Here is a 12,816-nt window from a genome sequence, read left to right on the forward strand (position 1 = left end):
CTCAGATGACCAGGACGCCTTCGGCGACGCCGATGGCCCGTAGGTCGCGGTACCAGCGTTCGACCGGGTGCTCCTTGACGTAACCGTGGCCACCGAGCAGCTGCACGCCGTCCAGGCCGATCTGCATGCCTTTGTCGGTGGCGATCCGCTTGGCCAGTGCGGCCTCCCGGATGAACGGCAGGCCCTGCTCGGCACGAGCCGCCCCCCGCCAGGCCATCAGGCGCAGCCCGTCGAGTTCGATGGCGATGTTGGCGCACATGAACGCCACCGACTGTCGGTTGGCGATCGGCTCGCCGAAGGCCTGGCGCTCCTTGATGTATGGCATCACGTAGTCGAGCACCGCGTGGCTGGTGCCGACTGCCAGTGCTGCCCAGCCCAGACGGGACAGCGCGATCGCTTCGGAGTAGATCTGGGCGGAATCGGCGGCAGAGGCCTCCTCCTCACCGAGGCGGGCGCTCAGCGGCACCGACACCTTGTTCAGCTCGATGTGGCCCAGCGCCGCGGCGCGGATACCCATGCTGGGGTCGGCTTTGACGGTCAGGCCCTCGGCCGAGGACTCCACGATGAACAGCGCCGGTTTGCCGTTCAGTTGGGCGGCCACGATGAACAGTTCGGCGCTCGCCGCCGCCGGGACCAGGGACTTGACGCCGTCCAACCGGTAGCCGCTGGGGGTGCGCACCGCGGTGGTCTTCAGGTTGGTGGGGTCGAACAGCGGATGCGGTTCGGTGATGGCCACGCACGCCTGGGGGACGTTCTCGCCGGCGAACTCCGGCAGGTAGGTGGCCTGCTGGTCGGCACTGCCCCAGTGGGTCAACGCGGCGGCCACGCCGCCCGGCGCCAGGATCGGCAGCGCCAAGCCCATGTCGCCGTAGGCCAGTGCCTCGGCGACCAGCACGTTGGTGATCGCGGAGCGGTGCGCGGCGATCCCGTCGAAGTCCTCCGGGATGTTGATCGCGGTGATGCCCAGTTCGGCGGCCCTGCCGATCAATTCGTGCGGGTAGTCAGCGGCCTCGTCGGCGTCGTGGGCGGCCGGGCGCAGAATCTCCGAGGCGAATTCCTCGACGGTCTCGACGATCATCTTCTGCTCGTCGTCGGGGGTCAGGTCGAAGTAGTCTTTGCCGCTCGCCTTCAGCCGGGTGGGAGCCCGGCCCAGGGTCTGGACCCGCTTGAACTCGCGGCCGGTCGCCGCGGCCGCCGAGAACACCGCCTTGACCCCGTAGTTCAGGGTGCGGTTGAGCGGATTGCGCAGGTTATGCCGGTCCAGGAACTCCCGGCTGACCAGGGGAGTGACCAGCGCCAGGGCGGTTGCGATAGGAGTGCGCTTCGGCTTCTCCAGCCCGATGGCACTCGATCGGCCGGACCGTCCGTCCTTGGAGCCGTGGGCCACGGATGCAGTGTCAGTCATGTCAGAGCCTCACTGAAAGGAAAGAGTATTCGGTGAGACCACCTTACTCCGAAGTAAGATGACTCGACAGTAAGATGTGACGAAGTCCTCAGCCGACTCCCTGGCCGGGCGGCCGACTACTCCACGGTCAGGGCGGTCAGGACGTGCTGGTGCAGGGCGGGGTTGGCAGCCACGGCACAGTTGCCGTGCGGGCCCGGGTTGCCGGATAAGTCGGTGAACACGCCACCGGCCTCGCGCACCAGGATGTCGACGGCGGCCAGATCCCACACCGAGACCGCCGGCTCGATGGCTGCGTCCACAGCGCCCTCCGCGACCAAGCAGTACGCCCAGAAATCGCCGTAGGAGCGGGCCCGCCACACTTGCTCGGTCAGATCGAGGAACTGCTCCCGCAGGCCACGGTGAACCCATGTCGTCAGCCCGGCGAACGACAGGCTGGCCGAGCCCAGGTCGCCCACCGCGGAGACCGACAGCCGTCGTGCCGGGGCGTCGCCCACCGAGCCGAACGCGCCCTGGCCGCGCGCCGCCCACCAGCGCCGGTGCAGTGACGGCGCGCTGATGACCCCGAGGATCGGCACGCCGTCTTCGAGCAACGCGATCAGGGTGGCCCAGACCGGGACCCCCCGCACGAAGTTCTTGGTGCCGTCGATCGGATCGATGATCCACTGGCGGCCGCTGAAAGACGTTGTGCCGCCGAACTCTTCACCGAGGATCTCATCCGCGGCCCGATCGGCGGCCAGCGTCTCACGCAGAGCCGTTTCGACCGCCTGGTCGGCATCGGTGACCGGGGTGAGGTCGGGCTTGGTGTCCACCCGCAGGTCAAGCGCACCGAACCGCGCCAGGGTGATCGAATCCGCCCGGTCGGCCAGGGCCAACGCCAGAGTCAGGTCTTCATGGAGATCGGGGTCGAGATTGTCGTTGATCTGCGCCATGGCTGAAGTCCTACCATGGCCTGATGTGGGAGATGTGGGCACTGCTGTTGCTGCTGGCGATCCTGGCGGTGTTCTTGGCTCCGCGGTTCTTCCGGCCGGGCCCGGGCGGCCGGGCACAGGACGGGACTTTGCTGGTCACCGGAGTCAGTCCCCGGCCCGACGCCATCGGGGTGCAGTACGTCACGATCACCGGCGTCATCAACGGGCCCACGTTGGCCGAGCACGAGGTCTACCAGCGACTCGCTGTCGACGTCGCCAACTGGCCGAGCATTGGCGATCTGCTGCCGGTGGTGTACTCGCCGCGTAACCCCGACAACTGGAATCTGACCCGCCCGGTCTGAGCCGCCGTGCGGCGCAGCGGCCGGCTCAGCCGCGCCCGAGCCGCAGCATCTCGGCGACGTCGACCAGCTTGACCCGCGGTCGGCCGTGCGACGCCCCGGAGGACCGCTCATGGGCGTCGATCAACTGCCAGTGCTCGTCGGTGACCAGCTCGGGCTGCCGCGACAGCAGCCACTTCTGTAGTTGCGCGCCGTAGTCTGCGTCGAGGTCGGGAAGCTCGGCTTCTGCTGCTCGGGAGGCCAGGTCGGCGGCCAGCGTGTCGACGGTGGCCTGCGAGTCGCTCTTGTTGGAGCCGATCACCCCGGACGGCCCGCGCTTGATCCAACCGACCACGTACTGATTGCGGGTGCCCTCGATACGGCCGTCGGCGTGCGGGATGGTGCAGCTGCGCTCGTCGAACGGCAGGCCCGGTGTCGGCACTCCCCGGTAGCCGACCGAGCGCACCACCAGTTGGGCGCTCAGTACCTCGCGTTCCCCGGTGTCCTTGGCACTGACCCGGCCGTCTTCATCGGTCACCAGCTCGTTGCGGCCCAGCACGATCTCCTCGACCCGGCCGTCGCCGCGGATCTCGATCGGAGAGGTGGCGAACCGGAACACGATTCGGCGGCGGCCCGGGTGGGTCTCGCGTCCCACGTAGTTGCGCATCACCTTGACGTTGGTCTTGGCATGCTTGGACGCCGCCTCGAGGTCGGCGTCGGAGATCTGGTCGAAGTCGGCCGGGTCGACTACCACGTCGACGTCCGACAAGCCCTTGAGGTCACCCAATTCCCGCAGCTCCGGGCTGGAGAAGGTGGCCTGCAGCGGACCGCGCCGGCCGATGATCAGCACCTCGCGCACACCTCGCGGATCGAGCAGCTCCAGTGCGTGGTCGGCGATGTCGGTGCTGCGCAGTTCATCGGGATCGGTGACCAGGATGCGGGCCACGTCCAGTGCCACGTTGCCGTTGCCGATGACAACCGCCCGGTCGCATTTCAGGTCGGGCGTTCGGTCCCGGAAATGCGGATGGGCGTTGTACCAGCCGACGAAGTCGACGGCGGCGACGCTGCCGGGCAGGTCTTCGCCCGGGATACCGAGGTGCCGGTCGGACTGGGCGCCCACGGCATAGATCACCGCGTCGTAGCGTTCGGCGAGTTCCGCGGGCTGTACGTGATCGCCGACGGCGATGTTGCCGAAGAACCGGAATCGGGGATCGGCGGCGGTCTTCTCGAACTGCGCGCTGATCGACTTGATCTTCGGGTGATCCGGTGCCACACCGGAGCGCACCAGACCCCAGGGCGTCGGCAGCATCTCCAGCATGTCGACGCGCACGTCGACCTCACCGCCCGCCGCCAGCTTGAGCAGGGAGGCCGCGGCAAAGTACCCGGATGGGCCGGAGCCGACGATCGCGACGTGGTAGGGCCGCATCCTCGAACCTTCTTTCCTATCGGAAGTCGTGCATGCACCGGCTTATCACCGATGCTAGAGGTCGATCCCCGAGGGCCGCCGGTAACCTCGATAAACGTGGAACCTGACCGTCAGCCCGACATCGCCGCCCTGGACGCCACCTTGACCACGGTGGAGCGGGTCCTAGACGTCGACGGCCTGCGCACTCGCATCGACAAACTCGAACACGAGGCCTCCGACCCGAACCTGTGGGACGACCAGACCCGTGCCCAGCGGGTGACCAGCGAGTTGTCGCACGCCCAGGCGGAGCTGCGCCGGGTGGAGGACCTGCGCCAGCGCGTCGACGACCTTCCTGTTCTGTACGAACTGGCCGCCGAGGAAGGTGGTGCGGAGGAGGTCGCCGAGGCCGACGCCGAACTGGCCAAACTGCGCGAGGACATCGACGCCATGGAGGTGCGCACGCTGCTGTCCGGCGAGTACGACGAACGCGAGGCGCTGGTCACCATCCGCTCCGGGGCGGGCGGCGTGGACGCCGCGGACTGGGCCGAGATGCTGATGCGGATGTACATCCGCTGGGCCGAGCAGCACAAGTACGGCGTCGAGGTGTTCGACACCTCCTACGCCGAAGAGGCCGGGATCAAGAGCGCGACATTCGCGGTGCATGCCCCGTTCGCCTACGGCACGCTCTCGGTGGAGCAGGGCACCCACCGACTGGTGCGGATCAGCCCCTTCGACAACCAGGGGCGCCGGCAGACGTCGTTTGCCGAGGTTGAGGTGCTGCCGGTGGTGGAGACCACCGACCACATCGACATCCCCGAGGGCGATGTCCGCGTCGACGTCTACCGCTCCAGCGGGCCGGGCGGGCAGTCGGTCAACACCACCGACTCGGCGGTGCGGCTCACCCACATCCCGACCGGGGTCGTCGTCACCTGTCAGAACGAGAAGTCGCAGTTGCAGAACAAGGTGTCGGCGATGCGGGTGCTGCAGGCGAAGCTGATGGAACGCAAGCGGTTAGAGGAGCGCGCCGAGATGGACGCACTCAAGGGCGACGGCGGCAGCTCGTGGGGCAACCAGATGCGCTCCTACGTGCTGCACCCCTACCAGATGGTCAAGGACCTGCGCACCGAGTACGAGGTCGGCAACCCGGCTGCGGTGCTCGACGGTGACATCGACGGCTTCCTGGAAGCCGGAATCCGGTGGCGCAACAGGCCGGAAGGCGACTGAACTGATGATCTTGGCCTTCTCGCCCGGACAGCGCTGGCACGACGTGTGGCGCGGTGAGATCGGCGAGTGGGTCATCACCAAGGGATTGCGGATCGTCCTGCTGCTGCTCGGCGCGGCGCTGGCATCGCGGTTCATCACCTGGGCGGCGCGCCGGGTCACCAGTCGGCTGGAGAGCGGCTTCCAAACCAGTGACGCGCTGGTGCGCTCGGAGGCCTCTAAGCACCGGCAGGCGGTGGCCTCGGTGATCTCCTGGGTGTCGGTGGTCATGCTGTGCGTGGTGGTGGCCGTCCAGATCACCGGCATTCTCGACATCCCGGTCGGATCGCTGGTGGGTCCGGCCGCGGTGATCGGTGGCGCGATCGGTTTCGGGGCGCAGAAACTGGTCCAGGACCTGCTCAGCGGATTCTTCATCATCACCGAAAAGCAGTACGGCTTCGGCGATCTGGTGCAGCTGAGCATGATCGGGGCGTCGGTGGAGGCACTGGGTACCGTCGAGGACGTGACGCTGCGGGTGACCAAATTGCGCACCGCCGACGGAGAGGTGTTCACCGTTCCCAACGGCAATATCGTCCGGTCACTGAACCTGTCCAAGGACTGGGCGCGCGCCGTCGTCGACATCCCGGTCCCGACCAGCGCCGACTTGAGCAAGGTGAATGAGGTGCTGCACCAGGTGTGTGAGAACGCGCGCGAGTCCGACGCTCCGCTGCGTGACCTGCTGTTGGATCAGCCGTCGATCATGGGGGTGGAGAGCATCGAGCTAGGCGTCGTCAATTTGCGGATGGTGGCCCGCACCCTGCCCGGCAAGCAGTTCGAGGTGGGACGCCGGCTGCGCATTCAGGTGGTGCGGGCGCTGGCGTCGGCCGGTGTCGTCACCGCCGGCGAGTTGAAGCCGGTGCAGACACCGTGAGGTTCAGGCTGTCCAAACCGGATGCCGCCGGCTCGGGTGATTCGGCCCGCCGCTGGCCGGAGTATCTGCTCAACGGTCGGATCCGCACCTCCACCGTGGTGTTGATCGTCGCGTTCGCCGCGGTGTGGTGGGTCTACGGCACCTACCGCACAGAGCCGACGCCGCCGGCTGCGCCGCAGGTGGTGCCGCCCGGCTTCATCCCCGACCCGGCCTATACCTGGGTGCCGCGAACCAGGTTGCAGCAGCCACCGGTGACCGTCACCGAGACCCCCACGCCGCCGACCACCACCGAGACGACCGGCCCGACAGAGCCGCCGCCCGGGGAACCGCCGACCCCGACGCCGGGATTCCCGTTCTGCCCGCCGCTGTGTCCCCCGCCGGCCCCGGCTCCGCCGGAGCAGCCCGGTGCGAGCCCGGCACCGGGGTCGCCGCAATCCCCGGCAGCTCCGGGCGCTCCGCAGCTTCCCGGCCAGCCCGGCAGCCCCGCAGTGCCCGCCCGGCCCGGAGCGGTGACGTCGCATCCCGCGGCGCCGTAGACGTGGCCTGACCGGGTGCGGCATGCCGCACGGCTAAACTGCGTGCCGTGATGATCACGCTCGACCATGTCACCAAGCAGTACAAATCATCGGCCCGCCCGGCCCTGGACAACGTGAACGTCAAAATCGACAAGGGTGAGTTCGTTTTTCTGATCGGACCGTCCGGTTCGGGCAAGTCGACGTTCATGCGACTGCTGCTGGCCGAGGAGACACCCACCAAAGGCGACATCCAGGTGTCGAAGTTCCACGTCAACAAGCTGCCCGGCCGCCACATCCCGAGTCTGCGTCAGATCCTCGGATGCGTGTTCCAGGACTTCCGGCTGCTGCAGCAGAAAACGGTGTTCGAGAACGTCGCGTTCGCCCTCGAGGTCATCGGCAAGAAGCCGGAGATGATCAACCGGGTGGTCCCCGAGGTGCTGGAGATGGTCGGGTTGTCCGGCAAAGCCAACCGACTGCCCGGCGAACTGTCCGGCGGCGAGCAGCAGCGGGTGGCGATCGCGCGCGCTTTCGTCAACCGGCCGCTGGTGCTGCTGGCCGACGAGCCGACCGGAAACCTCGACCCGGATACCAGTGAGGACATCATGGATCTGCTGGAGCGGATCAACCGCACCGGGACCACCGTGCTGATGGCGACCCATGACCACCACATCGTCGACTCGATGCGTCAACGTGTCGTCGAGCTGTCGCTGGGACGGCTGGTGCGCGACGAACAGCGCGGTGTCTACGGAATGGATCGCTGACGTGCGTTTTGGTTTCCTGTTCAACGAGGTCCTGACCGGCCTGCGCCGCAACGTCACCATGACGGTGGCGATGATCCTCACCACCGCGATCTCGATCGGCCTCTTCGGCGGTGGCCTGCTGGTGGTGCGGCTGGCCGACCAGTCCCGAAACATCTACCTGGACCGGGTCGAGTCGCAGGTGTTCTTGAACACCGATGTCGCAGCCGATGACCCGAACTGCGAAGCGCCGGCCTGCAAGGCGCTGCGGGAGCGCATCGAGGGCCGCGACGACGTGAAGTCGGTGCGCTACCTCAACTCCGACGACGCCTACGCCGACGCGATCCGCAAGTTCCCGGAGTTCAAAGATGTGGCGAGCAAGGATTCCTTCCCGGCGTCGTTCATCGTCAAGTTGGACAACCCTGAACAGAGCAAGGATTTCGACGCCGCGATGGTCGACCAGCCCGGTGTGCTCAGCGTGCTCAACCAGAAGAAGCTGATCGACCGGCTGTTCGCCGTGCTCGACGGACTTTCCAGCGTCGCGTTTGCCATCGCCCTGGTGCAGGCGGTCGGGGCGGTGTTGTTGATCGCAAACATGGTTCAGGTTGCCGCCTACACCCGACGCACCGAGGTGTCGATCATGCGCCTGGTGGGGGCCAGTCGTTGGTACACCCAGTTGCCGTTCCTGGTGGAGGCGGTGCTGGCCGCGACCGTCGGCGTCATCATCGCGATCGTCGGGTTGATCGTGGTGCGGGCGCTGTTCCTCGACAACGCGCTCAGCCAGTTCTACCAAGCACATCTGATCGCCCGTATCGACTATGCCGACATCCTCTACATCTCACCGATCCTGCTGTTGCTGGGTGCAGCGATGGCCGGGGCGACGGCGTACGCGACGCTTCGTCTGTACGTTCGGCGATAGCGGTGGCCAAGAAGCCGGCGGGCAAGGACGCCAAGAAGCAGCCCGCCAAACAGATCGTTGCGTCGAATCGCAAAGCACGGCACAACTATTCCATTCTCGACGTGTACGAGACCGGAGTGGCGCTGCTGGGCACCGAGGTCAAGAGCCTGCGGGCCGGTCAAGCCTCACTGGTTGACGCGTTCGCCACCGTCGACGACGGCGAGGTGTGGCTGCGCAACATGCACATCCCCGAGTACCACCACGGCACCTGGACCAACCACGAACCGCGGCGCACCCGCAAGCTGCTGCTGCACCGACGCCAGATCGACATGCTGATCGGCAAGATCCGCGACGGCAACCTCACCCTGGTTCCGCTGTCGGTGTACTTCACCGAGGGCAAGGTGAAAGTCGAACTGGCGCTTGCCCGCGGCAAGCAGGCCCATGACAAACGGCAGGATCTGGCCCGCCGCGACGCGCAGCGCGAAGTCACCCGCGCGCTGGGACGACGCGCCAAGGGTATGACCTGATCGGTACGGGGCTGGCGCTGGTATCGGCGGCCGGCTTCGGAATGGGCGACTTCGTCGGCGGCCTCGCGTCCCGGCGGGTCTCGCCGCTGCGGGTGCTGCTGGTCTCCACCCCGCTGGCGCTGGTAGGACTGACGGCGATCGCGGTGGGGACCGGTGGACCGATCCATCCGGGCGCTGTCGGTTGGGGTTCGGCCTGCGGTCTGGCGCTGGGGGTGGCCAGTTGGTGGTTCTACGCGGCACTGAGATCCGGCCCCATCTCGGTGGTTTCGCCGCTGTCCGCTGTCGTGACAGCCGGGGTACCGGTCACGGTCGGCCTGATCCGAGGTGAGCGGCCCGGCTTAGTCGTCAGCGTCGGCATCGTGCTGGCGCTGGTGGCGGTGGTCCTGGTGAGCCGGGAAGTCACCGACGAGGACGTAACACCGCACCGGTTCACCCCGAAGGTGGCGTGGCTGACCATCGGCGCCGGAGTGGGATTCGGGCTGAACTTCGTGTTCATCGAGAAGGCGCCGGTCGAGTCCGTGTTGTGGCCGCTGATGTTTGCCAGGTTGGCGGCCACGGTGGTGGTCATCATCATCGCGGCCGCCGCTCGTGAGCTGCGGCTGCCGTCAGGAACGCCGATGAAGCTGTCGCTGACCGCCGGGATGATGGATATCGGTGCGAACGTCGCCATGCTGCTGGCGCTGCGGAATTCGTCGCTGGCGCTGGGTGGCATGCTGATCTCGCTGTTCCCGGTGGTCACCGTGCTGCTGGCCATCGCGGTGCTGCGCGAGCGGGTGCATCTCTGGCAGGTGGTCGGCATGGTTGCGGCGGTGGTCGCGGTGGCGATGATCACCGGCGGGTAGCGGTGTCGCGGGACGCCGGGAAGAAAATGTCGCGGCCTGTCGTTGCAGACCGGTACCATGAGTTGTCTCGTCGAAATGGCGGGAAAAGCACAAAGATCAAGGACAGGGGGCTGAAAGGTTTCGACTGCGTGTGTCGAATCAAGGGAAGCGTGCCGGTGCAGGCAGGAGACCACCGTAAGCGTCGCTGTAACCAAGTAAGCGCCAAGGTTGCACTTACTCCGGCAAAGGTCGCTCTTCAGAGCGACTTCGCCCTCGCTGCCTAAGCGACGGTGAGCCTGTCAGACCGGGAGTTCCCTCGGCCCGGACCCTGGCATCGACTAGAGGGATCAACCGATACGTCCGGTCGCGGGATTTATCGGGACATCAACAGCGACTGGGATCGTCATCTCGGCTTGTTCGCGTGACCGGGAGATCCGAGTAGAGACATAGCGAACTGCGCACGGAGAAGTCTTGAGGGAATGCCGTAGGACCCGGGTTCGATTCCCGGCAGCTCCACATCGAGGTAGCCGGTCAGAGCGACAAGCTCTGGCCGGCTTTCCGTTTCTGGTTCTGGGCCGAGCAGACGTCAGTCTTGAACTTCTTCCTCCTCTTCTTCGGCACGCTCCCAGGTCTCGGGCAGCAGCGGCACCACCGGGCCGGCCCGGAACGCGTGATCGCGCATTCGGATCAGGCCCGTCGACCGGGCAGCGGTTCGCCGTGCTGTTCCGGTGAACCCCAGCGGCCCGGCGCCGGTTGCCGAGCCGGCCATCGCCGGGTCGACGGGCGGGTCCATCATCTGGGCATCCATCACCAGCGTGGCGTCGGCGTATTCCTTCATCGCCGTTCGCCGGCGCTTCCGTGACCGCAACGGCGCCCGCGCCGACGGCGCCTTGGTCGCGCTGGCGGCCGCGAGACCGGAAGCCGGTGCGCTGGCCCGGTCCCGGTCGATCAGGGTGGGCCCGAAGTCTTCGGCGTAGCCCCCGGAGACCAGGTAGCCCAACATCTCGGCGCCGCTCATCGGCAGCGGCGCGCCCGCGGTGGCCGGGCCCGCCGGGCCGGCGGTGGTAGCCGCCGATCCGGCGATGCCGGGACCGATGCCGAAACCCATCGCGACGGGATGATCTGCGGACCTCGGGGCGGCCTGCGGTACGGCCAGGCGGAACGGGCCGGGGGTGGGCGCTACCACGGCTTCGGCGACTGCCGGCTCCGGCTGCGGCTGCATCGACGCGATCAATTCGTTGATGGCGGAGATGAACAGCGGTAGGAAGATCGGGATCCGCACCGCAATCGTCACGAGGTGCAGGACATTCGACCAGAAGACGATGTTCCAGAACCAGAACCAGAACCAGCGATTCGCCTCGTCGATCGGGTCGGTCGGTTCCGGGTCGCCGCCGGTACTGGTGTCGGCGGCCAGTATCGGTGGCGCCGGCTCGGTGCCGGGCAGCGACGCCACGGCTGCGCCCGACACCGCGTCGTAGGTCGCCATCACGGTGGCGGCCTGGACCCACATGCGGGCGTAGTCGGCCTCGTTGAGCGCGATCGGGATGGTGTTGATGCCGAAGAAATTCGTGGCGGTCAATACGCCGTGGACGGTGTGGTTGAGTGCCAACTCCGCCAGGGTGGGCATGGTGGCCAGGGCGGTGCTGTAGGCGGCTGCCGCGACTTCGTGTTGCGCGGCGGCGCGGGCGCTGTCGGTGCTGGCCCGGGTCAACCAGTTGAGGTACGGCGCGTGCGCTGCGACGTAGCCGTCGGCGCTCGCGCCCCGCCAGGCCGACGACCGGGTGGCACCGAGCAGCATGACGAGCTCTGCGCCCACGGCCGAGTACTCGGCGCTCAGCGCCGACCAGGCGCCCGCGGCGGTCAGCAGCGCGCCCGGGCCGGGCCCATGGCCCAGCAGCGCGGAATGCACCTCCGGTGGGGCTGCTATCCAGATCGAGGCCATCGGCGCCTATCGTCGCCGCGTGCCGAAGTCATCGGCGCCGGCCGTTCGGTCAGCCGGCGCGATCAGCGCACCGGCCTTGCCGCTGTCCGCGTGAAGATACTGCAGTCCGCGAAACGGGACTTGACACATATCATCAAGATAGCATTGCCTAAGCTAACTTTGAAGGTCGTCGCTGCCCGAAGTGACTGACCGCATAGCACGCCTCAACGACCTGTGAGCCGGCGATATCCTGGGGTATGACCCCGAAAACCGCGATCCGGGTGGCCCGCGTCTACGACGAACTCCATGCAGAAGACGGGGAGCGGATTCTTGTCGACCGGGTCTGGCCGCGGGGATTCCGCAAGGACGACCCGCGGGTAGGGCATTGGTTCAAGGACGCGGCACCGTCGCGGGAGCTCCGCAGTTGGTACGACCATCAGCCGGAGCGTTTCGATGAGTTCGTCGCCCGCTACAAAGACGAGCTACGGACCCCGCAGGGCGCTGCCGCGTTTGAGGGCTTGCGTGAGCTGACCCGCGGCAAGAAAACCGTCACCCTGGTGACTGCGACCCGCGATCTGGACGGCAGTCAGGCGGCGGTGCTGGCCAAGCTGCTCACCCAGCACTGAGGCCCCGGGCCGGGCCCGCGAGCTAGCCGCGACCCGCGGTGGTGATCAGCATTCCGATCGGGATGCTCACGATCAGCGCCGCGATGAACAGTCGGTAGGCCACCAGGGTCCAGCCGGGTCGCGCACCGCGCCGGACGACGTAGAACAACCATGCCAGCACCGCCAACAGCAGCGCGGCACCCGCGTCGAACACCACGATGCGGTCGGTGACGACACCGAGCACTATCGCTACCCCGGAGACGTTGAACGCAGCGGCAGCGGCCGTGGCCAGGCCCGGTGTCAGCGGCTCGGCCGCCAGTAGTGCCTGGCCCGCACCGAGTACCAGTTGGCCGACGCCCAGCACCAGCACCAGGTAGGCGACCGCCCAGACGCCGTGGCGGGTCGGTGACGGCGCGGCGATGGCGGCGGCCAGTGCACCCCCGGCCACGACCGCGGTGGCGCCGGCGACGGCGAATGGTTTGAATGCGGCCCGCTGATCCCACAGTCGCAACAGCGTCGGCCGCTGCGATGGGTCGTCCGGGTCGGCGCTGCGGGCCGGACCGATGACGTTGCTCATCGCCGGGTCTCGCCGTCGCCGCGGCTAT

Annotated in this window: 14 protein-coding genes and 1 other RNA gene; 10 read left to right on the forward strand and 5 right to left on the reverse strand. The window is 67.5% G+C overall.

What is annotated here, in order from left to right; all coding sequences use genetic code 11:
* Window position 1: 1 nt before the first annotated feature.
* Both ACZYY4_RS06760 and hisN read right to left on the reverse strand, forming a co-directional pair.
* Complete coding sequence (locus tag ACZYY4_RS06760) at window positions 2–1,405, reverse strand: acyl-CoA dehydrogenase family protein (protein ID WP_463808853.1); 1,404 nt, start codon at window positions 1,403–1,405, stop codon at window positions 2–4.
* A gap of 116 nt (window positions 1,406–1,521) precedes the next feature.
* Complete coding sequence (gene hisN / locus ACZYY4_RS06765) at window positions 1,522–2,334, reverse strand: histidinol-phosphatase (RefSeq protein ID WP_463808854.1); 813 nt, start codon at window positions 2,332–2,334, stop codon at window positions 1,522–1,524.
* A 23-nt stretch (window positions 2,335–2,357) separates the two neighbouring features.
* On the opposite strand from hisN, the gene ACZYY4_RS06770 reads away from it, so the two are divergent.
* Window positions 2,358–2,675, forward strand: a complete 318-nt coding sequence (locus ACZYY4_RS06770; RefSeq protein ID WP_463808855.1) for a hypothetical protein — start codon at window positions 2,358–2,360, stop codon at window positions 2,673–2,675.
* Between the two features lie 25 nt (window positions 2,676–2,700).
* On the opposite strand, the gene ACZYY4_RS06775 is transcribed toward ACZYY4_RS06770, so the two are convergent.
* Window positions 2,701–4,077, reverse strand: a complete 1,377-nt coding sequence (locus ACZYY4_RS06775) for an FAD-dependent oxidoreductase (protein WP_463808856.1) — start codon at window positions 4,075–4,077, stop codon at window positions 2,701–2,703.
* Between the two features lie 96 nt (window positions 4,078–4,173).
* Here ACZYY4_RS06775 and prfB point away from each other — a divergent pair, with 96 nt between their 5' ends.
* The 8 genes from prfB to ssrA all read left to right on the forward strand — a co-directional run bounded on the left by prfB (window position 4,174) and on the right by ssrA (window position 10,204).
* Window positions 4,174–5,280 (forward strand): peptide chain release factor 2, encoded by a 1,107-nt coding sequence (prfB, locus tag ACZYY4_RS06780; RefSeq protein WP_463808857.1) that lies wholly within the window; start codon window positions 4,174–4,176, stop codon window positions 5,278–5,280.
* A gap of 4 nt (window positions 5,281–5,284) precedes the next feature.
* A complete protein-coding gene (locus tag ACZYY4_RS06785; RefSeq protein ID WP_463808858.1) occupies window positions 5,285–6,187 on the forward strand; it encodes a mechanosensitive ion channel family protein in 903 nt (300 codons plus the stop codon).
* A complete protein-coding gene (locus ACZYY4_RS06790) occupies window positions 6,184–6,723 on the forward strand; it encodes a hypothetical protein (RefSeq protein ID WP_463808860.1) in 540 nt (179 codons plus the stop codon). Before ACZYY4_RS06785 ends, ACZYY4_RS06790 begins: the two co-directional genes overlap by 4 nt.
* Before the next feature lie 50 nt (window positions 6,724–6,773).
* Complete coding sequence (ftsE, locus tag ACZYY4_RS06795; protein WP_463808989.1) at window positions 6,774–7,463, forward strand: cell division ATP-binding protein FtsE; 690 nt, start codon at window positions 6,774–6,776, stop codon at window positions 7,461–7,463.
* Window position 7,464: 1 nt separating this feature from the next.
* Window positions 7,465–8,358: a permease-like cell division protein FtsX gene (gene ftsX / locus ACZYY4_RS06800; protein WP_463808862.1), complete on the forward strand. Its 894-nt coding sequence runs from the start codon at window positions 7,465–7,467 to the stop codon at window positions 8,356–8,358.
* A 2-nt stretch (window positions 8,359–8,360) separates the two neighbouring features.
* Window positions 8,361–8,864 (forward strand): SsrA-binding protein SmpB, encoded by a 504-nt coding sequence (smpB, locus tag ACZYY4_RS06805; RefSeq protein ID WP_463808863.1) that lies wholly within the window; start codon window positions 8,361–8,363, stop codon window positions 8,862–8,864.
* Complete coding sequence (locus ACZYY4_RS06810; RefSeq protein ID WP_463808990.1) at window positions 8,861–9,706, forward strand: DMT family transporter; 846 nt, start codon at window positions 8,861–8,863, stop codon at window positions 9,704–9,706. Before smpB ends, ACZYY4_RS06810 begins: the two co-directional genes overlap by 4 nt.
* 106 nt (window positions 9,707–9,812) lie before the next feature.
* Window positions 9,813–10,204: a transfer-messenger RNA gene (gene ssrA, locus ACZYY4_RS06815) on the forward strand.
* Window positions 10,205–10,271: 67 nt separating this feature from the next.
* Here the strand turns inward: ssrA and ACZYY4_RS06820 are convergent.
* Window positions 10,272–11,627, reverse strand: coding sequence for a PPE domain-containing protein (locus tag ACZYY4_RS06820; protein ID WP_463808864.1), 1,356 nt, complete (start codon window positions 11,625–11,627; stop codon window positions 10,272–10,274).
* A gap of 236 nt (window positions 11,628–11,863) precedes the next feature.
* Between ACZYY4_RS06820 and ACZYY4_RS06825 the strand changes: the two genes are divergently transcribed.
* Window positions 11,864–12,232 carry a DUF488 domain-containing protein gene (locus ACZYY4_RS06825; RefSeq protein WP_463808865.1) on the forward strand — a complete coding sequence of 123 codons (369 nt, stop codon included), beginning with the start codon at window positions 11,864–11,866 and terminating at the stop codon, window positions 12,230–12,232.
* 22 nt (window positions 12,233–12,254) lie between these two features.
* Here the strand turns inward: ACZYY4_RS06825 and ACZYY4_RS06830 are convergent, their stop codons facing one another.
* On the reverse strand, window positions 12,255–12,788 hold the full coding sequence (locus ACZYY4_RS06830) for a hypothetical protein (RefSeq protein ID WP_463808866.1): 534 nt from the start codon (window positions 12,786–12,788) through the stop codon (window positions 12,255–12,257).
* Window positions 12,789–12,816 lie beyond the last annotated feature (28 nt).

This window comes from Mycobacterium sp. IDUB_21, from assembly GCF_055419425.1.

Bases quoted from the DNA above. Each gene is read 5' to 3' on its own strand.
- ACZYY4_RS06760 (WP_463808853.1), bottom strand. From the start codon at position 1,405: ATGACTGACACTGCATCCGTGGCCCACGGCTCCAAGGACGGACGGTCC.
- hisN (WP_463808854.1), bottom strand. From the start codon at position 2,334: ATGGCGCAGATCAACGACAATCTCGACCCCGATCTCCATGAAGACCTG.
- ACZYY4_RS06770 (WP_463808855.1), top strand. From the start codon at position 2,358: ATGTGGGAGATGTGGGCACTGCTGTTGCTGCTGGCGATCCTGGCGGTG.
- ACZYY4_RS06775 (WP_463808856.1), bottom strand. From the start codon at position 4,077: ATGCGGCCCTACCACGTCGCGATCGTCGGCTCCGGCCCATCCGGGTAC.
- ACZYY4_RS06785 (WP_463808858.1), top strand. From the start codon at position 5,285: ATGATCTTGGCCTTCTCGCCCGGACAGCGCTGGCACGACGTGTGGCGC.
- ftsE (WP_463808989.1), top strand. From the start codon at position 6,774: ATGATCACGCTCGACCATGTCACCAAGCAGTACAAATCATCGGCCCGC.
- ACZYY4_RS06820 (WP_463808864.1), bottom strand. From the start codon at position 11,627: ATGGCCTCGATCTGGATAGCAGCCCCACCGGAGGTGCATTCCGCGCTG.
- ACZYY4_RS06825 (WP_463808865.1), top strand. From the start codon at position 11,864: ATGACCCCGAAAACCGCGATCCGGGTGGCCCGCGTCTACGACGAACTC.
- ACZYY4_RS06830 (WP_463808866.1), bottom strand. From the start codon at position 12,788: ATGAGCAACGTCATCGGTCCGGCCCGCAGCGCCGACCCGGACGACCCA.